Origin of the sequence: Flavonifractor sp. An306, from assembly GCF_002159455.1 — a bacterium.
Taxonomy (GTDB): domain Bacteria; phylum Bacillota; class Clostridia; order Oscillospirales; family Oscillospiraceae; genus Flavonifractor.
This window is the reverse complement of the sequence record NZ_NFIQ01000015.1, coordinates 14,616-38,748: the sequence shown is the minus strand read 5'-3', so window position 1 is coordinate 38,748 and position 24,133 is coordinate 14,616. Positions and strand designations below refer to the sequence as shown.

Annotated in this window: 25 protein-coding genes; 19 read left to right on the top strand and 6 right to left on the bottom strand. The window is 61.6% G+C overall.

All coding sequences use genetic code 11. The annotated features are described in order from the left end of the window. Positions 1-8: 8 nt before the first annotated feature. The 3 genes from B5F88_RS05500 to B5F88_RS05490 all read right to left on the bottom strand — a co-directional run bounded on the left by B5F88_RS05500 (position 9) and on the right by B5F88_RS05490 (position 2,203). Entirely contained in the window at positions 9-1,013 is a 1,005-nt protein-coding gene (locus B5F88_RS05500; protein WP_087342640.1) for a permease, read from the bottom strand. Positions 1,014-1,088: 75 nt separating this feature from the next. Further along, the gene (locus B5F88_RS05495) at positions 1,089-1,379 is read right to left on the bottom strand and encodes a metalloregulator ArsR/SmtB family transcription factor (RefSeq protein WP_087342638.1); all 291 of its coding nucleotides are present in this window, start codon (positions 1,377-1,379) and stop codon (positions 1,089-1,091) included. Positions 1,380-1,447: 68 nt separating this feature from the next. After that, entirely contained in the window at positions 1,448-2,203 is a 756-nt protein-coding gene (locus tag B5F88_RS05490; protein WP_087342635.1) for a S24 family peptidase, read from the bottom strand. A 299-nt stretch (positions 2,204-2,502) separates the two neighbouring features. On the opposite strand from B5F88_RS05490, the gene B5F88_RS05485 reads away from it, so the two are divergent. From B5F88_RS05485 to B5F88_RS05470, 4 genes are all read left to right on the top strand, one after another. Next, a complete protein-coding gene (locus B5F88_RS05485) occupies positions 2,503-2,709 on the top strand; it encodes a DUF6514 family protein (RefSeq protein WP_087342632.1) in 207 nt (68 codons plus the stop codon). Between the two features lie 141 nt (positions 2,710-2,850). Beyond that, entirely contained in the window at positions 2,851-3,975 is a 1,125-nt protein-coding gene (locus B5F88_RS05480) for an SLC13 family permease (protein WP_087342630.1), read from the top strand. A 94-nt stretch (positions 3,976-4,069) separates the two neighbouring features. Further along, positions 4,070-5,905 (top strand): TIGR03960 family B12-binding radical SAM protein, encoded by a 1,836-nt coding sequence (locus tag B5F88_RS05475; protein ID WP_087342627.1) that lies wholly within the window; start codon positions 4,070-4,072, stop codon positions 5,903-5,905. Next, positions 5,898-6,557, top strand: a complete 660-nt coding sequence (locus tag B5F88_RS05470; RefSeq protein ID WP_087342624.1) for a TIGR03936 family radical SAM-associated protein — start codon at positions 5,898-5,900, stop codon at positions 6,555-6,557. Before B5F88_RS05475 ends, B5F88_RS05470 begins: the two co-directional genes overlap by 8 nt. A gap of 43 nt (positions 6,558-6,600) precedes the next feature. On the opposite strand, the gene B5F88_RS05465 is transcribed toward B5F88_RS05470, so the two are convergent. Beyond that, positions 6,601-7,383 (bottom strand): hypothetical protein, encoded by a 783-nt coding sequence (locus B5F88_RS05465; RefSeq protein ID WP_087342622.1) that lies wholly within the window; start codon positions 7,381-7,383, stop codon positions 6,601-6,603. Positions 7,384-7,465: 82 nt separating this feature from the next. On the opposite strand from B5F88_RS05465, the gene B5F88_RS05460 reads away from it, so the two are divergent. The 13 genes from B5F88_RS05460 to B5F88_RS05400 all read left to right on the top strand — a co-directional run bounded on the left by B5F88_RS05460 (position 7,466) and on the right by B5F88_RS05400 (position 19,544). Further along, positions 7,466-7,975 carry a YqeG family HAD IIIA-type phosphatase gene (locus B5F88_RS05460; protein ID WP_087342620.1) on the top strand — a complete coding sequence of 170 codons (510 nt, stop codon included), beginning with the start codon at positions 7,466-7,468 and terminating at the stop codon, positions 7,973-7,975. Then, on the top strand, positions 7,972-8,817 hold the full coding sequence (locus B5F88_RS05455; RefSeq protein WP_087342617.1) for a TIM barrel protein: 846 nt from the start codon (positions 7,972-7,974) through the stop codon (positions 8,815-8,817). Before B5F88_RS05460 ends, B5F88_RS05455 begins: the two co-directional genes overlap by 4 nt. Before the next feature lie 32 nt (positions 8,818-8,849). Then, positions 8,850-9,914, top strand: a complete 1,065-nt coding sequence (locus tag B5F88_RS05450; protein WP_087342614.1) for an aminopeptidase P family protein — start codon at positions 8,850-8,852, stop codon at positions 9,912-9,914. 79 nt (positions 9,915-9,993) lie between these two features. Continuing rightward, entirely contained in the window at positions 9,994-10,563 is a 570-nt protein-coding gene (gene efp / locus B5F88_RS05445; RefSeq protein WP_087342611.1) for an elongation factor P, read from the top strand. A gap of 31 nt (positions 10,564-10,594) precedes the next feature. Next, positions 10,595-11,053 carry a CD1247 N-terminal domain-containing protein gene (locus B5F88_RS05440; protein WP_087342608.1) on the top strand — a complete coding sequence of 153 codons (459 nt, stop codon included), beginning with the start codon at positions 10,595-10,597 and terminating at the stop codon, positions 11,051-11,053. 161 nt (positions 11,054-11,214) lie between these two features. Beyond that, positions 11,215-13,665 carry a ferrous iron transport protein B gene (gene feoB, locus B5F88_RS05435; RefSeq protein WP_087342605.1) on the top strand — a complete coding sequence of 817 codons (2,451 nt, stop codon included), beginning with the start codon at positions 11,215-11,217 and terminating at the stop codon, positions 13,663-13,665. Between the two features lie 4 nt (positions 13,666-13,669). Further along, the gene (locus tag B5F88_RS05430) at positions 13,670-13,834 is read left to right on the top strand and encodes a FeoB-associated Cys-rich membrane protein (protein WP_087342603.1); all 165 of its coding nucleotides are present in this window, start codon (positions 13,670-13,672) and stop codon (positions 13,832-13,834) included. A 14-nt stretch (positions 13,835-13,848) separates the two neighbouring features. After that, positions 13,849-14,574 (top strand): NAD-dependent protein deacylase, encoded by a 726-nt coding sequence (locus B5F88_RS05425; RefSeq protein WP_087342600.1) that lies wholly within the window; start codon positions 13,849-13,851, stop codon positions 14,572-14,574. Positions 14,575-14,659: 85 nt separating this feature from the next. Next, on the top strand, positions 14,660-15,247 hold the full coding sequence (locus B5F88_RS05420) for a DUF2975 domain-containing protein (RefSeq protein ID WP_087342597.1): 588 nt from the start codon (positions 14,660-14,662) through the stop codon (positions 15,245-15,247). Between the two features lie 11 nt (positions 15,248-15,258). Beyond that, positions 15,259-15,486 (top strand): helix-turn-helix transcriptional regulator, encoded by a 228-nt coding sequence (locus tag B5F88_RS05415; RefSeq protein WP_087342594.1) that lies wholly within the window; start codon positions 15,259-15,261, stop codon positions 15,484-15,486. 67 nt (positions 15,487-15,553) lie between these two features. Next, complete coding sequence (gene guaA, locus B5F88_RS05410; RefSeq protein ID WP_087342591.1) at positions 15,554-16,843, top strand: glutamine-hydrolyzing GMP synthase; 1,290 nt, start codon at positions 15,554-15,556, stop codon at positions 16,841-16,843. Positions 16,844-16,964: 121 nt separating this feature from the next. Next, entirely contained in the window at positions 16,965-17,561 is a 597-nt protein-coding gene (locus B5F88_RS05405; RefSeq protein WP_087342588.1) for a TetR/AcrR family transcriptional regulator, read from the top strand. 3 nt (positions 17,562-17,564) lie between these two features. Beyond that, entirely contained in the window at positions 17,565-19,544 is a 1,980-nt protein-coding gene (locus B5F88_RS05400) for an MATE family efflux transporter (protein WP_087342585.1), read from the top strand. A gap of 74 nt (positions 19,545-19,618) precedes the next feature. Here the strand turns inward: B5F88_RS05400 and B5F88_RS05395 are convergent, their stop codons facing one another. Further along, positions 19,619-20,800 carry an iron-containing alcohol dehydrogenase gene (locus B5F88_RS05395; RefSeq protein ID WP_087342582.1) on the bottom strand — a complete coding sequence of 394 codons (1,182 nt, stop codon included), beginning with the start codon at positions 20,798-20,800 and terminating at the stop codon, positions 19,619-19,621. Positions 20,801-20,816: 16 nt separating this feature from the next. Next, positions 20,817-22,013 (bottom strand): M20 family metallopeptidase, encoded by a 1,197-nt coding sequence (locus B5F88_RS05390; RefSeq protein ID WP_242959645.1) that lies wholly within the window; start codon positions 22,011-22,013, stop codon positions 20,817-20,819. Positions 22,014-22,169: 156 nt separating this feature from the next. On the opposite strand from B5F88_RS05390, the gene B5F88_RS05385 reads away from it, so the two are divergent. Both B5F88_RS05385 and B5F88_RS05380 read left to right on the top strand, forming a co-directional pair. Next, the gene (locus tag B5F88_RS05385; protein ID WP_087342576.1) at positions 22,170-23,486 is read left to right on the top strand and encodes an MATE family efflux transporter; all 1,317 of its coding nucleotides are present in this window, start codon (positions 22,170-22,172) and stop codon (positions 23,484-23,486) included. Between the two features lie 123 nt (positions 23,487-23,609). After that, positions 23,610-24,125 (top strand): sigma-70 family RNA polymerase sigma factor, encoded by a 516-nt coding sequence (locus B5F88_RS05380; RefSeq protein ID WP_087342573.1) that lies wholly within the window; start codon positions 23,610-23,612, stop codon positions 24,123-24,125. Positions 24,126-24,133: the final 8 nt, after the last annotated feature.

The window sequence follows — 24,133 nt, the reverse complement described above, 5'->3', positions numbered from 1 at the left end:
TTTCCTCCTTATGCAAGCAGCAAAATTTGTATGAGATTGAACAGATAACCCACCAGAATGATCCCCGCCGTGCAGATAGCGATAAACAGCCCCAGCAGTCTGGGTTTCACCGCCTTGCGCAGCAGGATGAGGGAGGGCAGGCTCAGCGTGGTCACCGCCATCATGAAGGACAGGATGGCCCCCAGCTGTGCCCCCTTGGACAACAGAGCCTCCGCCACGGGAATAGTGCCGAAAATGTCGGCGTACATGGGTACGCCCACCACCGTGGCCAGCACCACCCCCAGGGGATTCCCGCCGCCCAGAATGGTTTCCACCCAGGCCTGGGGCAGCCAGTTGTGGATCAGAGCCCCGATTCCCACCCCGATCAGGAGATAGGGGAGCACCTTGCGGAAGGTGGACAGGGCCTGTTCCTTGGCGTAATTCAGCCGGTCCCGCCGGGTGAGGGAAGCGGCCTCTCCCAGGGCGGCCGGAGCGGTTTTGACCAGATCCTCCACATATGGTTCCATATGCAGCCGCTCAATCAGCGCCCCGCTGGCCACCGCCACCACCAGGCCAAAGACCACATACACCAGGGCGATTTTTACGCCGAATATGCTGGTCAGCAGAACCAGACTGCCCAGGTCCACCATGGGGGAGGAGATGAGAAAGGAGAAGGTCACCCCCAGCGGGAGCCCGGCGCTGGTGAAGCCGATAAACAGCGGGATGGAGGAGCAGGAGCAGAAGGGGGTCACCGTGCCCAGCAGGGCGGAGACGCAGTTGGCCCCCAGCCCGTGGAACCGGCCCAGAATCTTCCGGCTGCGCTCCGGCGGGAAATAGCTCTGGATATAGGATACCAGAAAGATGAGCGTAAAGAGCAGAATGGTGATCTTGCATACGTCATAGATAAAAAAGTGAATGCTCCCGCCCAGCCAGGAGGAGAGGTCCAGCCCCAGGGCGGACAGGCCGGCGCCCACCAGGTCGCTGAGCCACTGCATCCCCAGCACCTGGGTTTGAATGAACTGCCAAACAGACATAAGAGACCTCCTGATAGATCAAAAATTTTTGATATAACCGGGGAAATTTTACCGCCCCGCAGGGGCGGTAAAAAGTCAGCTGGGGGGAAGGGGAGTGGTCAGCTGCCGCAGAAAGTCAATGGCCCGCTCGCCGCCGGTGGGATTCAGCCGGTAGTGGGTCCACTTTCCCTCCTGGCGGCTGTCCACCAGGCCGGAGGCGCACAGGATCTTCATATGATAGGAAAGCCCGGACTGGGTGAGCGACAGCTGCTCCAGCAGTACGCAGGCACACTGCTCCCCGCTGCGCAGCAGTTCCAGAATGGCCAGCCGGTTGGGGTCGCTGAGGGCCTTGAAGATCCGGGCCTGAACGCGATAAGCGGGGTCCAACTCCTCACCTCATATCAAAGAAATTTGATGTGTGTATCATAGCATATGCGCATGTCTGTGTCAAGGTGCTATCCCCAGCGGTAGCCGCGTACCAGTCCGATGACAACTCCCAAACAGTCCAGATAGTCGTCGTCGGAGACCACAATATCCTTGTAGCTCAGGTTGGGAGCCACCAGCTTGGTGACGCCCCGCCGCCGGATCAGGCGGCGCAGCAGCAGAGCCTGGTTGAGCTGGTAGACGCCGTAGTCCTCCCGGCTGCCCATGCCCCGGCGGCAGAGCACCACAGAGCCGGAGGGATAGAGTGGCTCCATGCATCCGTCGCCCAGCAGCACGGTGAAGTCGGCCTGCCGGACGGCGGGGTCGGTCTCAGGGAGAAGGATGGGCCGCAGCGGGCGGGCCGCGCATCCGTCCAGAGTGGGGGCGGCATAGCAGAAGGTCCGCTTGACGGGTACGGTGCCTGCCAGCGCGCCGGCGGGTATCCGCAGCAGGCTGGCCATGGCGGCCAGGGCCTGTCTGCCCTCGCTGCTCAGCCGCCGGTACTGGCAGACAAAGCGCACCTCCTCCGCCGACAGGTGGAACAGGCCCTCCTCCGTCTCCCCGCTGAAGCAGCACTCGGTGGGCAGCTCATCATCCAGCAGATAATGGGTGGAGACCCGGAACACCCTGGATAGCCTGTCCAGATGTTCCGCCGCCGGATGCTTGGTCTGGCCGGAAAAGATCTTGTTCAGCGTGCCTACCGGGATTTGAGAGAGCTGGGCGGCTTGTTCTGTGGTCATGCGGCAGCATTTCTTCAAATAGGCCAACTTTTCTACCATCAGGGACATAGTACCCCTCCTGTCCTCCGGTCAAAACCGGATGTGGTAAAAATTCCGGAGAAGCGGTCCAAAATGTGCGCCAGCCGTTGACATCCTGCGCGGAATACACTATATAGAATGCGTGGAGAGAGGGAGACACCATATGTGGAGGAGGTTGAGAGCGGCAGCAAATGTGCGCAGCGGGCGAACGGCGGGGACCGTTTGGGGTATTATAGCATGTCTGTCATTCAAGGACGGTCGAACGGTGTCGATTGCCCGCGGAGTAAGGGTTCTGTTCGGAATTTATGTGAAATGAGGAGAGAGGAGATATGAAACACAACCGCGTGATGTATCGGGTCTTTCTGGATGAGACCTCCCGGCCGAAAATGTACGGCATCCGAAGCCGAGGCGGGGTATGTGTCGGGCGGATTTCCACGGATTTTCAGGAAGTGAATCGTCTGGCGGAGTGCTGCAACAGCGCAGGACTCTCACCGGTGCATCTGGCCGACGTGGTGGAGGATTTCCGGCGTTCTTGAGGGGGAGCGAAAAAAGCCCTGGTCCACTCTTGACCAGGGCGCGGGAATCCAGTAAACTGTACACAAGGCAATCGGCTGAAAAAAGGTGAAAAAGCCACCCGCCAGGGTGGCTTTTTCGTTGTGTCCGGAGGAGAGAGGCAGATGAAAGAGAAAACGAACGGTATCCTGTGCTTTTGGAAAAGGGAGCCGGTCCTCTGTATCTCGGCGGTGTGTGCGCTGGCGTCCGTGGCCCTCAACCCGCCCTCGGCGGCCTATCTCAACTATATCGACTGGCGGGTGCTCTCGCTGCTGTTCAGCCTGATGGCGGTGGTGGCCGGGCTGCAGGAGTGCGGTGTATTTGCGGTGTTGGCTCAGCGGCTGCTGAGCGGAGAGCGGCGGATGCGTTTTGTGACGCTGGTTCTGGTGCTGCTGCCCTTCTTTGTGTCCATGCTGGTGACCAACGATGTGGCGCTCATCACCTTTGTGCCCTTCGCGGTGCTGGTGCTGGGGCTGATCGGGCGAACGGAGCGGCTGATCTACATTGTGGTGCTCCAGACCATCGCCGCCAACCTGGGCAGCATGGCCACCCCGGTGGGCAATCCCCAGAACCTGTATCTGTACGCCAATTATGAGTTGACTGCCGGGCAGTTCTTTTCCGTCATGCTGCCCCTGTCCCTGGTGAGCCTGGCGGGACTGTCGGTGGCGGCCCTGTGCGTCAAGCCGGAGGGGATCCGGGTATCCTTCGCGGAGAAGGCCGAAATCCAGGCGCCGGCCCGGCTGGGCCTGATGGCCGGCCTGTTTGTCCTGTGCCTGCTGTCGGTGTTCCGGGTGCTGCCCTATCCCGCCCTGCTGGCGGTGGTGCTGGCGGCCATGCTCATCTTTGACCGGCCTCTGTTCCGCAAAGTAGACTACGGCCTGCTGGCCACCTTTTTCTGCTTCTTCCTGTTCGCGGGCAACGTGGGCGCCTGTCCGCCCATTCACGATGCCATCGCCGCGGCGATGGAGGGCCGCACCGCCCTGACCGCGGGGCTGGCCAGCCAGGTGATCAGCAACGTGCCGGCGGCGGTGCTGCTGTCCGGCTTCACGGCGGACTGGCGGGGGCTGCTTATCGGCACCAACGTGGGGGGACTGGGCACGCCTATCGCCTCCCTGGCCAGCCTGATCTCGCTGAAGGGCTACCTGAAATCCCCCGGCGCCCGGCCCGGCCGGTATCTGCTGGTCTTTACGGCGGCCAACGTGGTGGGCATAGCGGTGCTGTGCCTGACAGTGTTTCTGCTGCCGGGCTGAGGAAGAAATTGAACTTGCTTTCTACCATTTTGTATAGTATAATAACATGCCCTATTGGGATTCGTTAACTTTTGGAACATAGAGAGGGTTCGGCATGAATCGTACATTGGAACATATCCTCCCGCGGGTGCAGAAACCCGCCCGTTACACCGGGGGAGAATATAACGCGGTGGTCAAGGACCGCCGCAGCGTGGACGTGCGCTACGCGCTCTGCTTTCCGGACACCTATGAGATCGGCATGTCCAATCTGGGCATGCGTATTCTCTACGGCGTCATGAATGAGATGGAGGGCGTCTGGTGCGAGCGGGTGTTCGCCCCCTGGCTGGATATGGAGGAGGAGATGCGCCGGGAGGGGATCCTCCTGTACGGCCTCGAGAGCGGGGACGCCATCTCCGATTTCGACCTGATCGGCTTCTCCCTGGGCTATGAGATGGCGTACACCAATGTGCTCAACATGCTGGACCTGGCCGGGCTGCCCCTGCGCAGCGAGGAACGGTGCGACCTGGCCCCCATCGTGGTGGCGGGGGGTACCTGCGCTTATAACCCGGAGCCCCTGGCCCCCTTCGTGGACCTGTTTGTGCTGGGAGAGGGGGAGGAGGTCAGTCAGGACATCATCCACCTCTACCGCAAGGCCCGGGACGAGTACTGGACCAAGGAGGAGTTTTTGGCCGCCGCCGCCCAGATTCCCGGGGTCTATGTTCCCTCTCTGTATGAAGTGACCTATGGACCGGACGGCACCCTGGCGTCGGTGACCCCGCTGGAGGAGGCCCCGGCGGTGGTGACCAAGCGGATCGTCCAGGACTTCAGCCACAGCTATTTCCCGGTAAAGACCATTGTGCCCTCCACCGAGATCGTCCACGACCGGGTGATGCTGGAGCTCTTCCGGGGCTGCATCCGGGGCTGCCGGTTCTGCCAGGCGGGGTACGCCTACCGGCCGGTGCGGGCCCGGGACCCGGAAATCCTCATTCAGCAGGGCATTGAGGCCTGCAAGGACTCCGGTTATCAGGAGATGACCATGTCCTCCCTGTCTACCAGCGACTACCGGCCTCTGGAGCATCTGTGTGACGGCCTGCTGGAGTGGTGCGAGCCCAACAAGGTCTCTCTGTCCCTGCCCTCCCTGCGGGCGGACAACTTCTCCCTGGGCCTTATGGAGCGGGTGCAGCACGTGCGCAAGTCGGGGCTTACCTTTGCCCCAGAGGCGGGCACCCAGCGCCTGCGAGACGCCATCAACAAGAACCTCACCGAGGAGGAGATCCTCCGCTCCTGCCGCACCGCCTTTTCCGGCGGCTGGAGTAGCGTGAAGCTCTACTTTATGCTGGGCCTGCCCACCGAGACCGACGAGGATGTGCTGGGCATCGCCGACCTGGCGGAAAAGGTGTATCAGGCCTGGAAGGAGACCACCCCCAACCCCAAGCGGGGGGTGACCATCACCGTGTCCACCGCCTGGTTTGTGCCCAAGCCCCACACCGCATTCCAGTGGGAGCCCCAGATTTCCATGGAGGAGTATCAGCGGCGGGTCAAGCTGCTGCGGGACCACATGCGGGGCCGGTCCATCCGCTACAACTGGCACGACTCCCAGACCAGCTTCCTGGAGGCGGTCTTTGCCCGGGGCGACCGGAAGGTGGCCGAGGTGATCGAGACCGCCTGGCGCAGCGGCGCCAAGTTTGACGCCTGGAGCGAGGGCTTTGACTTTGACCGCTGGCTGGAGGCCTTCTCCGCCTGCGGGGTGAATCCGGCCTTTTACGCCAACCGGGTCCGGGACAAGGACGAGCGGTTCCCCTGGGACGTGACCTCCGTGGGGGTGTCCCGGCAGTTCCTGTGGCGGGAGCGGGAGCGGGCCTATGCGGCGTCCACCACCCCCGACTGCCGGACCCAGTGCTCCGGCTGCGGAGCCAATCACTTCTGTCCGGGAGGGAAATGCGATGCATAGACTGGCCTTTTCCAAGGCGGACACCGCCAAATTTATCTCCCATCTGGATCTGATGCGCACCTTTCAGCGCTCCTTCCTCCGGGCGGGCATCGCTATCAAGCATACCGAGGGATTCAATCCCCACGCCTTTGTCTCCATCCCCCTGCCCCTGTCGGTGGGATTCTCCAGCTCCTGCGAGGTGTTGGAGTGCCAGGTGCTGGACACTCCTCTGGACCAGGTGCCGGCCAGAATGAACGCCGCCCTTCCGGCGGGGATCACCGTCCAGCGCTGCTATGAGGGGACCCGGCCGGTCAAAGAGCTGGGCTTTGTCAATTATATCGTCACCATGGAGTATGAGGCGGGCGCGCCCTACGGCACGGAGAGCGCCATCCGGGATCTGCTGGCTCAAAAGTCCCTGGTGATGGAGAAGCGGAGCAAGAAGGCCAAGAGCGGCAAGGTGGAGGTGGATCTGATTCCACTCATCCGCCAGGCCACGGTGGAGGAGCGGCGGGATACCATCGCTCTGGACCTGATCCTGAAGGCCCAGAACCCCGGCCTGAATCCGGAGCTGATCATGGCGGCCATCCGCCAGCACTGTCCCGACGCCTCCCCGGATTACGTGAGCTATCACCGCCGGGCGGTGCTGGACGAGAACCTTCAGCTCTGGGAATAATCGGTGTCAAGCGGCGGAGCGCCCGGAGCGCTCCGCCGTTTTTTCATGCCTCCCGCAGAATGTCCTCCAGCAGGTCGTCCACCTGGGAATAGGCCAGCACCGCCTGCCGGATGCCCAGGTTGCGGGCCAGAAGGAGCTTTTTGCGGATGGAACCGGCGTCGTCGAACAGGACGAAGTGGGCGCCGTTGTCCCGGGCCATGTAGGTAAAGTAGTGGGCGCACAGCTGGTTGGAGAAAAAGATGGAGGGAGTCCGCTGCTCCAGCATGGCGCTCAGCGCCTCTCGGGACAGGGGGGTGCCCTGGCCGTCGGGGGAGGGGAGGAAGAAGTCCTCCGCCACCCGCTCCACCGCCAGCACCACCCGGCCCTGGCCGTACTGATTCAGTGCGTCCCGGAGCCGCTGGCTGAGAGAGCCGCCGGACAGGGCGGAGGAGATCAGCACCCTGGCCCCGGCGGTGTAGGAGCCGTAGCTCTCGGGCACGTAGAGGGGCCACCCCCGCTTTTGGAGCAGCTCCTCCAGCTCCCGGAGGATCTGGACCAGCAGCGGGAGGGGACGGCCCTCAAAGTCGCAGAGCACCCCGGTAAAGCCCCGGGCGGCGCACTCCCGCAGCACCTCCTGACAGAAAGGACCCGGTTCTCCCCGACCGTCGAAACCGGCGCAGTCCACCGCCATCACCCCGCCCCGGATGGGGACGGGCAGACTGGCCCGGAACAGGTGGGGCCCGCCTCCGATGCGGTAGGCGGCATGGGCTACCGGCAGCCCAAAGCGGAGGGCCGCCCGGCTGTCTCCCGGCGGCGCGGTGAGGAGCAGGTCAGATTTTCCTTGCATATTCCAGCAACCCCCTTGTCCATGGGATGAGAAATGTGTATAATTCTATGCGGACCAAACCAGAAATAGACGAGGTGACACCATGGCCTTTCCCCTGACGGCCCACTGGGCCGGGCGGAGCATTTATGATATCGACCCCGCGGCCCTGGCCCGGCGAGGGATCCGCCTGCTGCTGGCCGACCTGGACAATACCCTGGTGCCCTACGGGGTGCCGGAGCCCACGGAGCAGGTGCGGGAATGGACGGCGGCGCTGGAGCGCCACGGCGTCACCCTGTTCGTTCTGTCCAATAACCGCCATCCGGAGCGGCCCGGCCGCTTTTCTCGAGCTCTGGGGGTCCCCTTTATCGGCCACGCCGGAAAGCCAAAGCCGGGCTCTTTTTACAAAGCCATGGAGCAGATGGGCCGCACAGCGGAGGAAACCGCCATTGTGGGAGACCAGATCTTTACCGATATCCTGGGGGGGCGGAACGCCGGGGTATTCACCCTGCTGGTGGAGCCCATCCGGCTGGCGGGCAATCCGGGGCGCTATCTGCGGTACGCCGTGGAGTGGCCCTTCCGCGCCCTGACGAAAAGGAGAACAAAACCACTATGAGCGCAAAATTTGGCCCGGCGGGCAACGCCGAGTCCTTTCCCTATAAATCCTCGGCGGAGGCCCCCCGCTGGCTGGCCGGACTGGGGCTGGACTGCTATGAGTACCAGTGCGGCAAGGGGGTCAACGTGGGGGAGGAGACCGCCCGGAAAATTGGGGCGGCGGCGCGGGAGGCGGGCATCGCCCTGTCCCTCCACGCCCCCTATTTTATCAATCTGGCCAACCCCGACCCGGACAGCCTGAAAAAGACCATCGGCTATATCACCGCCGCCTGCCAGGCGGCGGACTGGATGGGGGCCACCCGGGTGGTGATCCACTCCGGGGCGCTGATGAAGCGCACCCGCCGTCAGGCCCAGGACATCGCCCTGCACTCCCTGAAAGAGGTGGTGTCCGCCTGCGACGGCGCCGGGTACGGCCACATAACCCTGTGCCCGGAGACCATGGGCAAGATCAACCAGCTGGGGGATCTGGACGAGGTGCTGGAGCTGTGTACGCTGGATGAACGGCTCACCCCCTGCGTGGACTTCGGCCATCTGTACGCCCGCTCCCTGGGGGAGCTGGAGGGCCGGGAGGCCTGCGTGCAGATGCTGGACCGGATCCAGGCGGTGCTGGGGGAGGAGCGGGCCTCCCGCTTCCACAGCCACTTTTCCAAGATCCAGTTCACCCCCAACGGGGGAGAGAAGATGCACCTGACCTTTGCCCAGGAGGAGTTCGGGCCCGACCCCGCCCCCCTGATGGCGGAGGTGGCTCGCCGGGGCTGGAGCCCCACCTTTATCTGCGAGTCGGCGGGTACCCAGGCGGAGGACGCGCTGGTTATGAAACAGTTATATCAAGGGGCCCTGTAAGGCCGCTTATAGGAAGAAAGGAAGTCTTTTTGATGAATCATCTCAAGCAGATTGCCGCCAAGCTGGACGAGTATGGCCTGGACGCCATGCTGATCCTCAGCGATCCCGGGGAGTACTACGCCATTGGATTCCACGGCGAGGGCGCGGTGGTGGTGACCAAGGGCGAGTGCCGCTACTTCACCGACTCCCGGTATATTGAATCGGCGGAGAAGCAGGTGACCGGCGCCAAGGTGACCATGACCACCGCCTCTGCCGCCCAGAAGCCCCTGGTGGTCCAGGCGGTGGAGGAGCTGGGTATCCGGAAGATGGGCTTTGAGGACGGCTATCTGACGGTGGCCGCCTGGCGGGACTATGAAAAGGCTCTGCCCTGCGAGCTGGTCCCCGCCCAGCGGCTGCTCAACACCCTGCGGGCCTCCAAAGACCAGGAGGAGATCGCCCTGATGACCAAGGCCCAGGAGATCACCGACCAGGCCTTTGACGCCATCCTGAAATTCATCCAGCCCGGCATGACCGAGCGGGAGATTGCCGCCCGGCTCCAGTATGAGATGCTGTGCCGGGGCGCGGAGAAGATGAGCTTTGACCCCATCGTGGTGTCCGGTCCCAACGGCAGCCTGCCCCACGGCATCCCCGGGGACAAGCAGGTGCAGAAGGGCGAGTTTATCACCATGGACTTCGGCTGCAAGGTGGGGGGCTACTGCTCTGATATGACCCGTACCATCGCCCTGGGCGAGCCTACCGGGGAGATGCGGAAGGTCTATGACACCGTGCTGAAGGCCCAGCTGGCGGGTATTGCCAAGGCCAGGGCGGGCGTGCCCGGCAAGGAGATCCACAACGCAGCTGCCAAGGTCATCGAGGAGGCTGGCTACGGCCCCTACTTCGGCCATGGCTTTGGCCACAGCGTGGGCATCGAGATCCACGAGTCTCCCAACGCCAACAGCCGGGACGAGACTCCCATGCCCGTAGGGGCCGCCGTGTCCGCTGAACCGGGGATTTATCTGCCCGGAAAGTTTGGCGTTCGCATTGAGGATGTGCTCATTTATACCGCCGATGGCACCGTGGATCTGACCAAATCCCCCAAAGAACTGATTATTCTGTAAAAAGCCTTGCAAACAGGGGAATAATAGGGTAAAATAGCTTAGCTGAATTTATGAATACCTGTCTGGAGGATGAATACCAATGCCTACAATTACTGCCAGTGATTTCCGCAACGGCGTGACCTTTGAGATGGACGGTCAGGTCATGCAGGTGGTGGAGTTCCAGCACGTCAAGCCCGGTAAGGGTGCCGCCTTCGTTCGCACCAAGATGAAGAACGTCATCACCGGCGGCGTGACCGAGACCTCCTTCAACCCCACCGCCAAGTTCGAGCAGGCCTATGTGGAGCGCAAGGACATGGAGTACAGCTACAACGACGGCGATCTGTACTACTTCATGGACCCCGAGAGCTATGACCTGGTGCCCATCGGCTCCGAGATGCTGGGTGACAACTTCCGCTTTGTGAAGGAGAACATGGTGTGCAAGATCAACTCCTACAAGGGCAAGATCTTCGCCGTGGAGCCCCCCACCTTCGTGGAGCTGGAGGTCAGCGAGACCGATCCCGGCTTCAAGGGCGACACCGCCACCAACGTGACCAAGCCCGCCACCCTGGAGACCGGCGCCGAGATCAAGGTGCCTCTGTTCATCAACCCCGGCGACAAGATCAAGATCGACACCCGTACCGGCGAGTATCTGGAGCGCTGCAAGGCCTGAGATTGCCTGCTGACGAAAAGGAGAGCGTGCTATGACGATTTCTGAGAAGGTCGCATACCTGAAGGGCCTGGCCGAGGGCCTGAACATCGACACCGAGAAGTCCAAGGAGGGCAAGCTCATCTCCGTGATGATCGGCATCCTGGAGGAGATCGGCATGTCCATCGAGGACCTGGAGGAGAGTGCCGAGGCCCTGGGCGAGGAGATCGACGCCATTTCCGACGACCTTTCCGACGTGGAGAAGGTCGTGTATGACGACGAGGATGAGGACGACGACGAGTGCGGCTGCGGCTGCGACGACGACGATTTCTTTGAGGTGGAGTGCCCCAACTGCGGGGAGACTCTGATGATCGACGAGTCCGTGCTGGAGGAGGGCGTGATCCAGTGCCCCGGCTGCAAGCAGAAGTTTGCGCTGGACCTGTCCGACGAGTGCGGCTGTGAGGACGACGACTGCGGCTGCGGCTGTGGTTGTGAGGACCACCACGAGGAGTAATCCGAATATGAAACGAGAGGGATGGCAGTTGGCCATCCCTCTTTTTTGATATATTTGTGAAAAATGGCAGATCCCATCCCTTGCGTGTCCGCCTTGTATCGTAGTATAATGAAGCGGCCGATTAGACTTGTTTAACTTTTGATAGGGCGGATGGAAAAAGCATGAACACGGAAGAGAGAAACAAGAGTCAACAGACCCTGGAGGAGGTACTTCCCGGTCAGCGGGGCACCATTCTCCGGGTGGGCAATGAAAACGGGCCGGTGAAGCGCCGGCTGGTGGATATGGGACTGACCCCCGGCACGGAGGTGACGGTCCGCAAGGTGGCCCCCTTTGGGGACCCGTTGGAGCTGAATCTGCGGGGCTATGAGCTGTCCCTGCGGAAGGCGGACGCGGCTCAGATCCTCATCGCCACCGGCGAGGAGGGGGAGCGGCGAGCTAGGGCGCGCCGCCAGCGCATGGGTATGGTGCAGCATATTCCGGACGAGGAGACGCTGCGCCGCATGGACGCCGACCACGCCCACGAGGCGGCGGAGCACGGCGGGGAGCCGGATTACGCCAGCCACGACACCCGGGAGATGAAGCTGGCCCTGGTGGGCAACCCCAACTGCGGCAAGACCACCCTCTTTAACGCCCTCACCGGCTCCAATCAGTATGTGGGCAACTGGCCCGGCGTGACGGTGGAGAAGAAGGAGGGCAGGGCGGAGGTAGACGGCAAGCCGGTGACGGTGGTGGATCTGCCCGGTATCTACTCCCTGTCCCCCTACTCCATGGAGGAGATCGTAGCCCGGGACTTCATCGTGGGGGAGCGGCCCGACGCCATCATCGACATCATCGACGCCACCAACATCGAGCGCAATCTGTACCTCACCGCCCAGCTGCTGGAGCTGGAGCGGCCTATGGTGATTGCCCTGAATTTTATGGACGAGGTGGAGCGGCACGGGGATAAGATCGACGTGGAGGGGCTGTCCCGGTCCCTGGGCGTGCCCGTCATCCCCATTACCGCCCGGTCGGGGAAGAATATTCAGGAGCTGCTGGAGGTGGCCCACAATCAGATGCACGTGGGGGTCACGGTGGAGCCCGATGATCTGTACGACGGCTTCACCCACCAGATCCACCACAAGGTGGGCGAGCTGATCCACGACAAGGCCTACGCCGCCCATATCCCCGCCCACTGGGCCTCCATCAAGCTCATTGAGGGGGACTCCCTGGTGGAGCAGGCGCTGGGCCTGGACAGCGGCACCAAGGAGAAGCTGGAGGCGGTGTGCCGGGAATATGAGGGGGCTTATGACCTGGGCGACCGGGAGACCCTGATCGCCGACGCCCGGTATCAATTTATCCAGAAGGTGGTGGAGGGCTGCGTCAAGCGGGGCAGGCCCCTGGGCGCCCCGACCCTGTCCGACCGGGTGGACGCCATTGTGACCCACAAATTCCTGGCCATTCCAGTCTTTATGCTGATGATGCTGGCCATGTTCGCCCTTACCTTCGGCCCCGGTCAGGTGCTGGCCGACGGGGTGGATACCCTCATCGGCGGCTATTTCGCCCAGTGGGTGCGGGGTGTTCTGGCCGCCGCCGGTACCGCCCCCTGGGTGGAGGCCCTGCTGGTGGACGGCGTGATCGCCGGCGTGGGGGGCGTGCTGACATTCCTGCCCCAGATCGCGATTTTGTTTCTGTTCCTCTCCTTCCTGGAGGACTCCGGCTACATGGCCCGGGCGGCATTCATTATGGACCGGCTGCTGCGCCGGTTCGGCCTGTCCGGCAAGGCCTTTATTCCCATGCTGATGGGCTTCGGCTGCACGGTGCCCGCTGTCATGGGCGCCCGCACCATGGAAAATGAGAAGGACCGCCGCATGACCATCATGCTGGTGCCCTTCATGTCCTGCTCCGCCCGGCTGCCGGTGTACGGCCTGCTCACCGCCGCCTTCTTCCCCCGGTACGGCGGACTGGTGGTATTTTCCCTGTACTTCCTGGGGCTGATCTTCGCCATTATCTCCGGCGTCCTGCTGAAAAAGCTGGTGTTCAAGGGGGAGCCCGCCGCCTTCGTGCTGGAGCTGCCCCCCTACCGCCTGCCCACCCTGAAAAACATCGCCCTCCATGTGTGGGAGAAGGTAAAGGGCTTCCTGGTTAAGGCGGGAACCCTGATTCTGGCCATGAGCGTGCTGCTGTGGTTCCTCCAGACCTTCGGCGTGGAAAACGGGGCGTTCGGTATGGTGTCCAATGCGGAATACTCCATCCTGGGCGCCATCGGCTCCTTCCTGGCCCCTGTTTTTGTACCTTTGGGCTTCGGCACCTGGCAGGCGGCGGTGGCCCTCCTCTCCGGTCTGATCGCCAAGGAGATGGTGGTGTCCTCCATGAGCATGTTCTACGGCTTTTCCGTCACCGCCAGCGGGGCGGCCATTGCCGCCGCCCTGGGCGGTACCTTCCAGAGCCCCCTGGCCGCCTACTCCTTCCTGGTGTTCGTGCTGCTCTACGTCCCCTGTGTGGCGGCGGTGTCCACTATCCGCAAGGAGATGAACTCGGTGAAGTGGACCCTGGCCTCCATTGGCTGGCAGCTGTGCGCCGCCTGGCTCGGGTCCTTCCTGGTGTACCAGATCGGCTCTCTGTTTTTGAGGTAAGCTTATGCTGAAAATTGCCATCTACATCGGGGTAGCCGCCCTCATTATCTGGGCGGCGGTCTACCTCATCTACCGGTTCCACCAGAGTCTGAAGGGGAAACGGGGCTGCGACTGCGGCGGCTGCTCTAGCTGTCCCCATACCTACTGCCGCCACCGGAAAACGAAATAAAAGGAGGAGCTCTCATGGACGAGCAGCGCAAACAGCTTCAGGACTGGATCAGCCAAAGCGGAAACATCGTCTTTTTCGGCGGGGCCGGGGTGTCCACCGAGAGCGGCATCCCTGATTTCCGCAGCGTGGACGGGCTGTATCACCAGCAGTACCAGTACCCGCCGGAGACCATTTTGAGCCACACCTTTTTTGAGGATAATCCGGAGGAGTTTTTCCGGTTCTACCGCAACAAGATGCTCTTTCCCCATGCCAAACCCAACGCCGCCCACTTGAAGCTGGCGGAGCTGGAGCGGACGGGCAAGCTGCGGGCGGTGGTGACCCAGAATATTGACGGACTGCACCAGGCGGCGGGCAGCGCCACCGTCTATGAGCTTCACGGCTCCGTTCACCGCAATTACTGCATGAAGTGCCATCAGTTTTACGATCTGGACTTTATGATGAAGGGTGAAGGCGTGCCCCGCTGCCCGGTGTGCGGCGGCACCATCAAGCCCGACGTGGTGCTCTATGAGGAGTCGCTGGATCAGGAGACCATCGAGGCTGCCGTGCTGGCCATTTCCCGGGCAGATATGCTCATCATCGGCGGCACCTCTCTGGCGGTATACCCGGCGGCGGGGCTGATCCGCTACTACCGGGGGAAAAAGCTGACCCTCATCAACAAGAGCCCCACCCCCTACGACAGGGAGGCCGATTTGGTGATCAACGCTCCCATCGGAGAAGTGCTGGGGGCCATTCAAGTATAACAGAAGGGCGTCCTTGGGACGCTCTTTTGTTTTTATTGAAAAACGATAAAATAAGTGGTATACTCTCCCCAAAGGGGGAGATACCATGGAAAAGACTGCCGTGCAGAAGCTGGCGGGGGCACTGAAGGTGCTGGTAAGCATCACGTTTGTATGCAATTTGCTGGTGCTGCCGCTGCTGGCCGGGCTGGCCCGGCTGAGGAGCCTGGAGGAGCTGACAGCGGGTATCAGCTATTTTGGGGCGGAAGGAGAGAAGGGCGGCATAATTATCCTGCGGCTGGCGGCCTATTTTCTGGCCTCCTGGCAGGAGATCTGGCTGTTGGAGGAAACCTACGCTCTGGTACTGACAGCCTTTTTATTGTTCTGCGGCGTGTGTACCGCTGTAGTGCTGTGGCAGGCCCGGCGGGTGCTGGACACGGTGCTGGAGGGCTTGCCCTTTCAGGAGAAGAACAGCAAAAGCCTCCGCCGCTCAGCGGTGTGTAGCTTCCTCATCTCCGCCGCTGCTCTAGTGCGGCTGATCTGGGGTCTGGCGTACTACCGCACCATTGAGCCGCTGCTGTCCTATAACGCCCTGTTTGTCCCTGTATTCTTTATGGCGGGGCTGCTCTGCCTGGTGATGTCTGCCCTGTTCCGGCAGGCAGCGGAGCTGAAGGCGGAAAACGATCTCACGATTTAGGGGGTGGAGCCATGCCGATCATAGTCAATCTGGATGTGATGATGGCCAAGCGGAAAATGAGCCTCAACGAGCTCTCCGCCAAAGTGGACATCACCCTGGCTAACCTGTCCATCCTGAAGAATAATCACGCCAAGGCGGTGCGCTTCACCACCCTGGAGGCCATCTGCAGAGCGCTGGACTGCCAGCCTGGGGATCTGCTGGAGTATGTGCCGGAGGAAGGGGCGAATTCTGAAACTTAGGGATGCATCTGTTCCGGGAGTATGGTATAATCGGGGCCGGTAAACTATGTAACAGGGAGGAACCGGGATGAAGCAAGATATGATCCTTATCTTAGACCTGGGCAGCGACCAGAACGCCCAGCTGGCCCGCGAGATCCGGGCGCTGGGGGTGTACAGCGAGATCCATCCCCACGACATTACGCTGGAGGAGCTCCATGCCCTGCCCAATGTAAAGGGCATCATTCTCAACGGCGGCCCCAACCGTGTGGTGGACGGGGTGGAGATTGACGTCTCCAAAGATATCTACAACTGCGAGGTGCCGGTGCTGCTGGCCGACCACAAGGGGGACGCCCCCTGGCCGGAGGACCTGGAGGCGCGCAAGCAGGCGCTGTCCAACTTTATCTTTGGCGTGTGCGGCGCGCAGGCCAACTGGAATATGGAGAACTTTATTGCCGACCAGATTGAGCTGATCCGCCGCCAGGTGGGGGACAAGAAGGTTCTGCTGGCCCTCTCCGGCGGCGTGGATTCCTCCGTTGTGGCCGCCCTGCTGATCAAGGCGGTGGGCAAGCAGCTCACCTGCGTTCACGTCAACCACGGTCTGCTCCGCAAGGGGGAGCCTGAGCAGGTGGTACAGGTGTTCCGCCATGAGATGGACGCCAACCTCATTTATGTGGACGCGGTGGACCGCTTCCTGGACAAGCTGGCCGGTGTGGCCGACCCGGAGCGCAAACGCAAGATCATCGGCGAGGAGTTCATCCGGGTCTTTGACGAGGAGGCCCGCAAGCTGGAGGGGATTTCCTTCCTGGGTCAGGGTACCATTTACCCCGATATCATTGAGTCCGGCACCAAGACCGTGAAGGCGGTCAAGAGCCACCACAACGTGGGCGGGTTGCCGGAGGATCTAGATTTCGAGCTGGTGGAGCCGCTGAAGATGCTCTTCAAGGACGAGGTCCGTGCCTGCGGCAAGGCCCTGGGCCTGCCGGACAACATGGTGTACCGCCAGCCCTTCCCCGGCCCCGGCCTGGGTGTGCGATGCCTGGGTGCCATCACCCGGGATCGGCTGGAGGCTCTGCGGGAGTCCGACGCCATCCTCCGGGAGGAGTTTGCCAAGAACGGCCTGGAGGGCAAGGTGTGGCAGTATTTCACCGTGGTGCCCGACATCAAGAGTGTGGGCGTCCGGGACGGCAAGCGTGCCGATGAGTGGCCCGCCATTATCCGGGCAGTCAATACCGTGGACGCCATGACCGCCACGGTGGAGGATGTTCCGTTTGCCCTGCTCCAGCATATCACCGACCGCATCACCCATGAGGTGAAGGGCATCAACCGGGTTCTGTACGACCTGACGCCGAAGCCTACTGGCACCATCGAGTGGGAGTGACCTGAAAAATCCGCGAAGCATTGCATTGCAATGCTTCGCGGGTTTTTTGCGCTTTTTTGCAAAACAAAAATGTGTCATTTCTCTTGACAACTAATAGCATTAGTTTTAAGGAGGAAATGGAATGAGTGCGAAAGGGCTGACGAAAGACCTCATTCTGGCGGAGGCGGTGGCCTGCATGGAGAGCACCGGCCAGCCGGTGGTCTCGCTGCACGAGGTGGCGAGAAGGCTGGGGGTAAAGACGCCGTCTCTTTATAATCATATCAAAAACACAAAAGAGCTGCGGTATGAGATCTTTCAGTATGCCATCGGCCAATTTGTGGCCAACCAGCGGGCGGCAACGGCAAACAAGCGAAAGGACGAGGCGGTAAGGGCGTTTGCGGAGGCGTATCACACCTTTGCCACCGAAAACAAGGGACTGTATCGGCTGATCATGTCCATTCCCTCGGAGGAGGATGAACGGGCGAAAGAGGTGGCCATTCCGCTGCTGGAAACGGTGGTGGAGATTCTGACGGACTACGGCCTGACAGAGGAGAGTGTGGCCCACTGGCAGCGGGTGTTCCGTGCCATTCTGCACGGCTTTATTTCGGAGGAGGATTTGGGATACTTCTACTATTACAAATCCATTGATCTGAAAAAAAGCCGGGATATTGCCGTACAGTGTTTTCTGGACGGCCTGCATGCGGAACTCGGAGACAAGTATCGGAATTCAGAGGAGTAAGCCATGACAAAAGACAACGAATTGTTTACATCCATGCCTGTGGGCAGAGCGGTGGCCAAGCTGGCCGTGCCTACAGTGGTCAGCCAGATCATCGTCATTCTCTACAGCCTGGCGGACACCTTTTTCATCGGACAGATCGGCGACCCGAACCAGATTGCCACCCTGTCCATCACCTTTCCCATTTATACCCTGCTGACCGCCGTGGCCAATCTGTTCGGCATCGGCGCCAACAGCGTCATTGCCAGGAGCCTGGGACAGAATGATGAGACCACCGCCAAAAAGGCGTCCGCCTTTTCCTTCTGGGCCAGCATTGCCCTGACCGCGGTTTTGTCAGTGCTGCTGGCCGTATTCATGCAGCCCATTCTGCTGTTTTTCGGCGCGGACGAGTTTACTCTGGGCTTTACCACCGACTATCTGTTCTGGGTGTTTGTCATCGGCGGGATTCCCACGGTGGCGGGGCTGGTGCTGGGGCACCTGGTCCGCTCGGTGGGAAAGACCAAGGAGGCCGGCATCGGACTGACCATCGGTGGCGTCATGAATATTATCCTGGACCCTGTCTTTATTTTTGTGTTTGAGATGGATGTGGCCGGTGCGGCGGTGGCCACCATGCTCTCCAATGTAATCTCCATGCTGTACTTTTTCGTGGTGCTGGCAAAGCTCAGAAAGAGCAGCGTGCTGACGTTGGCGCCCAGGTATGTCTCTCTGGAGAAGAAAGTGGCCTGGGGGACTCTGTCGGTGGGATTTCCCGCTGCCATTTCGGTACTGCTGGTCTCTGTCTCCATTATGCTGCTGAATGGTCTGCTGCTGAGCCATGAGAACGGCAATATCCTGTCCGCCGCGTACGGCGTGACCTCCAAGTGCGGCACCATCGCCCTGCACATCAGCATCGGCATTGCCCAGGGCGTCATGCCCCTGATCGGCTATAACTACGGCGCGAAAAACCACAAGCGGGTGCATGAGGCGTGCCGCCTCTCTTTCCTGATCCTGTTTATCTTCTCTCTGATCTTCCTGGTGATTGTGCAGCTGTTCCCTGGCACCATTGTCAGACTGTTCATCGACCATGCGCAGACCATTGAGGTGGGCAGCGTGTTCATGCGCTGCTGGTCCTGGTGCGTCATCGGCATGAGCCTGTTCAATATATATAACTCCATTTTTCAGGCGGTGGGGAAGTGGAAGACCTCGCTGCTGCTGGCAGTGCTCCGTCTGGGCGTGATCTTTTCGGTGCTGTGTGTGGTACTGAACGCCCTGTTTGGAGTAACCGGCCTGATGTGGGTGCAGGCCATTACCGATACCCTGTCCTGCCTCATCGCCATGGCGATGTACATCCGCTTCAAGAAATCCCTTGCCGGGGAGCTGGAGGCGGCGGCGAAGCCTGCCGCTCCGCCTGCAGCCGTCAACAGGGTCATTACCATCAGCCGGGAATTTGGCAGCGGCGGCCGGACCATCGGCAAGGAGGTGGCTGCCAGACTGGGCATTCCATGTTATGACAGCGAGCTCATCGAGAAGATCGCGGCGGAGAGCGGTCTGGCGAAAGAGTACGTGGAGCAGCACAGCGAATACGCCGCCTCCGACAGCCTGTATGAAAACGCAATGGCTGGACGGGAGCAGGATGGCCAGTCCGCGGCGGATAAAATGTGGCTGGCACAGAAAAAGGTCATTACAGATCTGGCGGAGGCGGAGTCCTGCGTCATCGTAGGCCGCTGCGCCGACTATATCCTCCGGGATATCGCCGACTGCCTGACGGTGTTTATCCACGCTTCCGATGAGCGGCGGGCGGAGCGGATCGTGTCCGTGTACGGCCAGCGGGAGGAATCTCCTGTTCAGCGGCTGCGGGATAAGGACAGGAAGCGGAAGGCCTATTATGAGCTTTACACCGGCACCAGCTGGGGCCAGGCGGATAACTATGAGCTGTGCCTGGACAGCAGGAAGATCGGTATGGAAGGCTGCGTCAACATGATTGCCCAACTATTCCAGCATGCCTGACAACAGAAAACCCGCGGCGCACCGGAAAATTCCGGGCGCCGCGGGCTTTATTGTGACAAGATGTGCCGGGGTTGTTACCGCGCCATACGGTAGATGGCGGCCACATCCTGGGCGGTGAGCGGCTTTACAGTGCCCAGGGGCCTGCCGCCCACGGCCTGGATGCAGCTTTCCGCCATCTGCTCCAGCTGCTCGTCAGTGGGGGAGATGCCCAGTTCACTCAGGGAAGTGGGCAGTCCGATGGAACGGAAGAAGTCCTCCGTGGCCTGGATCCCCCGGAGGGCGGTCTGTTCCATCCCCTCTCCCGGTCCAACCTGCATCGCACGCAGGGCAAAATGCATGAAGCGGTCCAGCCTGTTTTGGCAGACATAGCGGGCCCAGCTGCCCCAGATGGCGGTGAGGCCCGCGCCGTGGGCCACGTCGAACATGCCGCTGAGCTCGTGCTCCATCTTGTGGGTGGCCCAGTCGCCTCCATCGGTGCCGAAGCCGGTGAGGCCGTTGTGGGACAGGCTGCTGGCCCACATAATCTCCGCCCGGGCGCGATAGTTCTCGGGGTGGTCCTTCAGCACCAGAGCGTTGCGCAGCACCGTACGCATCAGCGCCTCGCTGATGCCGTCGGTCAGCTCCAGATTGTCCCCGTGGTTGAAATAGCGCTCCATGGTGTGCATCAGAATGTCAGCGCATCCGCAGGCGGTCTGGTAGGCGGGCAGGGTCAGGGTCAGCTCCGGATTCATGACCGCAAAGGCGGGCCGGCACAGGTCATTGTTGCAGCCCCGCTTGAGCCCGCCCTCCTCCTTGGTGATCACCGAGGAGTTGCTCATTTCGCTGCCTGCGGCGGCAATGGTGAGTACCGCGCCGATGGGCAGACAGGCCTCCGGCTTGCGGGCTCCGGTATAGTAGTCCCATACGTCCCCTTCCGTGACGGCGCCGTAGCCGATGGCCTTGGCCGAGTCGATCACGCTGCCGCCGCCCACAGCCAGAATCAGGTCCACCTGCTCGTTCCGTGCCAGCCGGATGCCCTCATATACCAGGCTCAGCCGGGGGTTGGGTACCACCCCGCCCAGGGAGACATAGGCCACGCCTGCCTCCTCCAGAGACCGCTCCACCCGGTCCAGCAGGCCGGAGCGCCGGGCGCTGCCGCCGCCGTAGTGAAGCAGGACCTTCCGGCAGCCCTGCTCCCGGATCAGGGCGCCCACCTGCTCTTCCGCGCCCTTTCCAAATACGATTTTCGTAGGTGTATAATAAGTAGACAGGTTCATTTCCGGTTCCTCCAGTTCAACTGTTGCCTTGCAGGGAAATAGCCTCCAGCCCAAGCAGGGCGGACCGGGCCAGCAAGGCGGCCGCCAGGGGCAGGGCGGAGTCGTCGGTGCGGAAGTGCTCGTTGTGCCAGCAGGGATTCTCCGCCCCGGGGACGCCGGAGCCCAGCCAGTAGAAAAAGGCGGGGATCTGCTGGCCAAAGACGGCAAAGTCCTCCGAACCCATGTCAGGCCGGGGAGAGACCACCTTGTCCTGGCCCACCAGTCCTACGGCGGCCTTCCGGGCCAGCAGGGTCAGCTCCGGGCCGTTGACAGTAGCGGGCACGCCGGGGTGGAAGGCCACCTCCGCCGTGCAGCCATAGGCGGCGGCCACCCCCAGGGTCAGCTCCTTCAGCCGCTGCCTGGCCCGCTGATGGGCGGACTCCTGGTGGAAACGGATGCTGCCCGTCATGGTGAGAAGGTCGGGGACAAAGTTATCCGGCGTTCCGGCGCGGATGGAGAGCACCGAGCATACCAGGCTGTCCAGAGGGTCTGTGTCCCTGCTTACCACGGTCTGCAGGGCGTTTACCACCGCCGCTCCGGCCACGATCACGTCGGTACACTTGTGGGGGGAGCCGCCGTGGCCCGATTTTCCGTGGAGGGTGATGGTAAAATGGCTTTTACCCGCCATAACCGGCCCTTCCATCACCGCGATGGTGCCGGCGGGCAGCTCCGGGCGGTTGTGGAGGCCAAAGAGGTAGCGAGGCTTTTCCGGCAGCTTTTCCAGCAGGCCGTGGTCCAGCATGGCCTGGGCGCCCTGGGTGACCTCCTCCGCCGGCTGGAAGAGAAATACCACGCTGCCCGGCAGCGTGTCCCGCCGCTGGCACAGCAGACTGGCCGCGCCATAGAGACCGGCGGTGTGGAAGTCGTGGCCGCAGCCGTGCATCACCCCATCCACGCAGGACAGAGCGCCATCATGGGCGGCCTCCTGCTGGGCAATGGCGTCGATATCCGCCCGCAGGGCCACCGTGCTGCCGGGCTTTCCGCCCCGCAGCAGCGCCACAACTCCGGTCTCCATTCCCAGGTCCACCAGCTCCAGCCCCAGCTGGGTCAGCTTTTCCTGTAAAAGGGCGGTGGTACGTCTTTCCTGAAAGCTCAGCTCCGGGTGGCGGTGCAGTTCGTCTTTGAGGGCCTTCAGCGCTCCGCTCATGGCCTGGGCCTGATCCAGCAGTTCCACGTCATCCCATCCTTTCCGTCTTGCGGGCAGCTGCCCGTTGTTATATAATGAAAAATCATCTTTCATACTATATTGCAAATGCTCCGGTATTGCAAGAGAGAAAATGGGGTGAGCGCTACGCGGACGCAGGCAACAAACGATTTTTCACAGGGCGGCATGGCCCGCAATATCATCCATATGGCGGTTCCCATGACGGTGGCTCAGCTGATCAACATTCTCTACAATGTGGTGGACCGGATGTATCTGGGCCGCCTGCCCGGCCACCTGGCCCTGACGGGGCTGGGTCTTTGCCTGCCCATCATCTCCATTCTGATGGGCTTTGCCAACCTGTGCGGCATGGGCGGCGCGCCTTTGTGCTCCATTCACCGGGGCAGGGGGGAGACGGATGAGGCCGAGCGGATCATGGGCAACTCCTTCACCCTGCTGATACTGTTCGGGCTGAGCCTGACCGGCCTGTGTCTGGCCTTCCGGCGTCCCATCCTGTACTTATTTGGCGCCAGCGACCTGACCTTTCCCTACGCCAACGACTACCTGACCATCTATATTCTGGGCACCGTTTTTGTCATGGTGGGCCTGGGCATGAATCCTTTCATCAATTCCCAAGGGTTCAGCCGGATGGGGATGATGACGGTGACGGTGGGCGCGGTGGTGAACATCGTTCTGGACCCCATTTTCATCTTTGGGATGGGCATGGGCGTGCGGGGAGCGGCGCTGGCCACAGTGATTTCTCAGGGGTGCTCGGCGGTGTGGGTGCTCCGGTTTCTCACCGGCCGCCGGGCCATCCTGCGGCTGAGGCTGTCGGCTCTGCGGCTTCACGCCGGGCGGGTGAAGCGGATCTTGTCCCTGGGCTCCTCCGGCTTTGCCATGTCCATGACCAACAGCCTGGTCCAGGTGCTGTGCAACGCTACCCTCCAGGCCTGGGGCGGGGAGCTGTATGTGGGCGTGATGACGGTGATCAACTCCATCCGGGAGGTGATCTCTATGCCGGTGCAGGGGATCACCAACGGCTGCCAGCCGGTGCTGGGCTACAACTACGGGGCCGGGGAGTACCGGCGGGTGCGCCAGGGGATCCGCTTTACCACGGCGCTGACCATGGCCTATTCCCTGGTGGTCTGGCTGTTGGTGCTGCTCTTTCCGGAGTTTCTCATCCGTACCTTCAACAATGAGCCAGATCTGATTGCTGCCGGAATTCCGGCATTCCGCATCTATTTCGCCACGTTCTTTTGCATGTCCTTTCAGTTTATCGGCCAGTCGGTGTTTGTGGGCCTGGGCCGGTCCAGGCAGGCGGTGTTTTTCTCCCTGCTGCGCAAGGCCTTTATCGTGGCGCCCCTGACCCTGCTGCTGCCGGCTCTTGGCCTGGGGGTGGACGGGGTGTTTCTGGCCGAGCCGATCTCCAACGTGGTGGGCGGCCTGGCCTGCCTGCTGACCATGTATGCGGTGGTTTACCGGCCGTTGGGAAAAATGAAGTCGTGAGCCGCGCGGGACGCTTTTGGGAGCGTCCCGCGTTTTTTTCGGATGGGTGAGATTTTTTGGCCCTCCGGCGGGTATTCCTAGTGAAAGGCCTTTCACAGACCAACATGAAGAAAGGGAGTTCCCATGACGGATGAGACATTTGAACGGGCGGCCCGGATGTTTGGCGACATGCTCTATCGGGTGGCCTACCACGCGCTGAAAAATCGGGCGGACGCGGAAGATGTGGTCCAGACCGTGCTGCTCAAACTGTACCAGCAAACAGACGGTTTTGAAAGTGAGGCGCATCTGAAACACTGGCTTTTGCGGGTGACGGTAAACGAGAGCCGGAAGCTGCTGCGCTCCTTCTGGCGCCGCCGGACCGTGTCCCTGGAGGAGCGGGACGAGGGGTGTTTAGAGCCGGACAGCCGGAAAGACGAGGTGTTTGAGGCGGTAATGGCGCTGGACGCCAAATACCGGCTGAGCATCTACCTCTATTATTATGAGGGCTGTTCCGTCAGAGAAGCCGCCGCGGCCATGGGAGTCAAGCCGTCCACCGTCCAGACCTGGCTGCAGCGGGCCCGGGACCGACTGCGGAAAACCCTGTCCGACGAGGAAGAAGAGGAGGGGAACCTATATGTTCGACCCAAACGCATACCGTGAAACATGCT

Coding starts and splice junctions, on each gene's coding strand:
- B5F88_RS05500 (WP_087342640.1), bottom strand. CDS start 1,013: ATGTCTGTTTGGCAGTTCATTCAAACCCAGGTGCTGGGGATGCAGTGG.
- B5F88_RS05490 (WP_087342635.1), bottom strand. CDS start 2,203: ATGTCCCTGATGGTAGAAAAGTTGGCCTATTTGAAGAAATGCTGCCGC.
- B5F88_RS05485 (WP_087342632.1), top strand. CDS start 2,503: ATGAAACACAACCGCGTGATGTATCGGGTCTTTCTGGATGAGACCTCC.
- B5F88_RS05480 (WP_087342630.1), top strand. CDS start 2,851: ATGAAAGAGAAAACGAACGGTATCCTGTGCTTTTGGAAAAGGGAGCCG.
- B5F88_RS05475 (WP_087342627.1), top strand. CDS start 4,070: ATGAATCGTACATTGGAACATATCCTCCCGCGGGTGCAGAAACCCGCC.
- B5F88_RS05470 (WP_087342624.1), top strand. CDS start 5,898: ATGCATAGACTGGCCTTTTCCAAGGCGGACACCGCCAAATTTATCTCC.
- B5F88_RS05465 (WP_087342622.1), bottom strand. CDS start 7,383: ATGCAAGGAAAATCTGACCTGCTCCTCACCGCGCCGCCGGGAGACAGC.
- B5F88_RS05460 (WP_087342620.1), top strand. CDS start 7,466: ATGGCCTTTCCCCTGACGGCCCACTGGGCCGGGCGGAGCATTTATGAT.
- B5F88_RS05455 (WP_087342617.1), top strand. CDS start 7,972: ATGAGCGCAAAATTTGGCCCGGCGGGCAACGCCGAGTCCTTTCCCTAT.
- B5F88_RS05450 (WP_087342614.1), top strand. CDS start 8,850: ATGAATCATCTCAAGCAGATTGCCGCCAAGCTGGACGAGTATGGCCTG.
- efp (WP_087342611.1), top strand. CDS start 9,994: ATGCCTACAATTACTGCCAGTGATTTCCGCAACGGCGTGACCTTTGAG.
- B5F88_RS05440 (WP_087342608.1), top strand. CDS start 10,595: ATGACGATTTCTGAGAAGGTCGCATACCTGAAGGGCCTGGCCGAGGGC.
- feoB (WP_087342605.1), top strand. CDS start 11,215: ATGAACACGGAAGAGAGAAACAAGAGTCAACAGACCCTGGAGGAGGTA.
- B5F88_RS05430 (WP_087342603.1), top strand. CDS start 13,670: ATGCTGAAAATTGCCATCTACATCGGGGTAGCCGCCCTCATTATCTGG.
- B5F88_RS05425 (WP_087342600.1), top strand. CDS start 13,849: ATGGACGAGCAGCGCAAACAGCTTCAGGACTGGATCAGCCAAAGCGGA.
- B5F88_RS05420 (WP_087342597.1), top strand. CDS start 14,660: ATGGAAAAGACTGCCGTGCAGAAGCTGGCGGGGGCACTGAAGGTGCTG.
- B5F88_RS05415 (WP_087342594.1), top strand. CDS start 15,259: ATGCCGATCATAGTCAATCTGGATGTGATGATGGCCAAGCGGAAAATG.
- guaA (WP_087342591.1), top strand. CDS start 15,554: ATGAAGCAAGATATGATCCTTATCTTAGACCTGGGCAGCGACCAGAAC.
- B5F88_RS05405 (WP_087342588.1), top strand. CDS start 16,965: ATGAGTGCGAAAGGGCTGACGAAAGACCTCATTCTGGCGGAGGCGGTG.
- B5F88_RS05400 (WP_087342585.1), top strand. CDS start 17,565: ATGACAAAAGACAACGAATTGTTTACATCCATGCCTGTGGGCAGAGCG.
- B5F88_RS05395 (WP_087342582.1), bottom strand. CDS start 20,800: ATGAACCTGTCTACTTATTATACACCTACGAAAATCGTATTTGGAAAG.
- B5F88_RS05385 (WP_087342576.1), top strand. CDS start 22,170: ATGGCCCGCAATATCATCCATATGGCGGTTCCCATGACGGTGGCTCAG.
- B5F88_RS05380 (WP_087342573.1), top strand. CDS start 23,610: ATGACGGATGAGACATTTGAACGGGCGGCCCGGATGTTTGGCGACATG.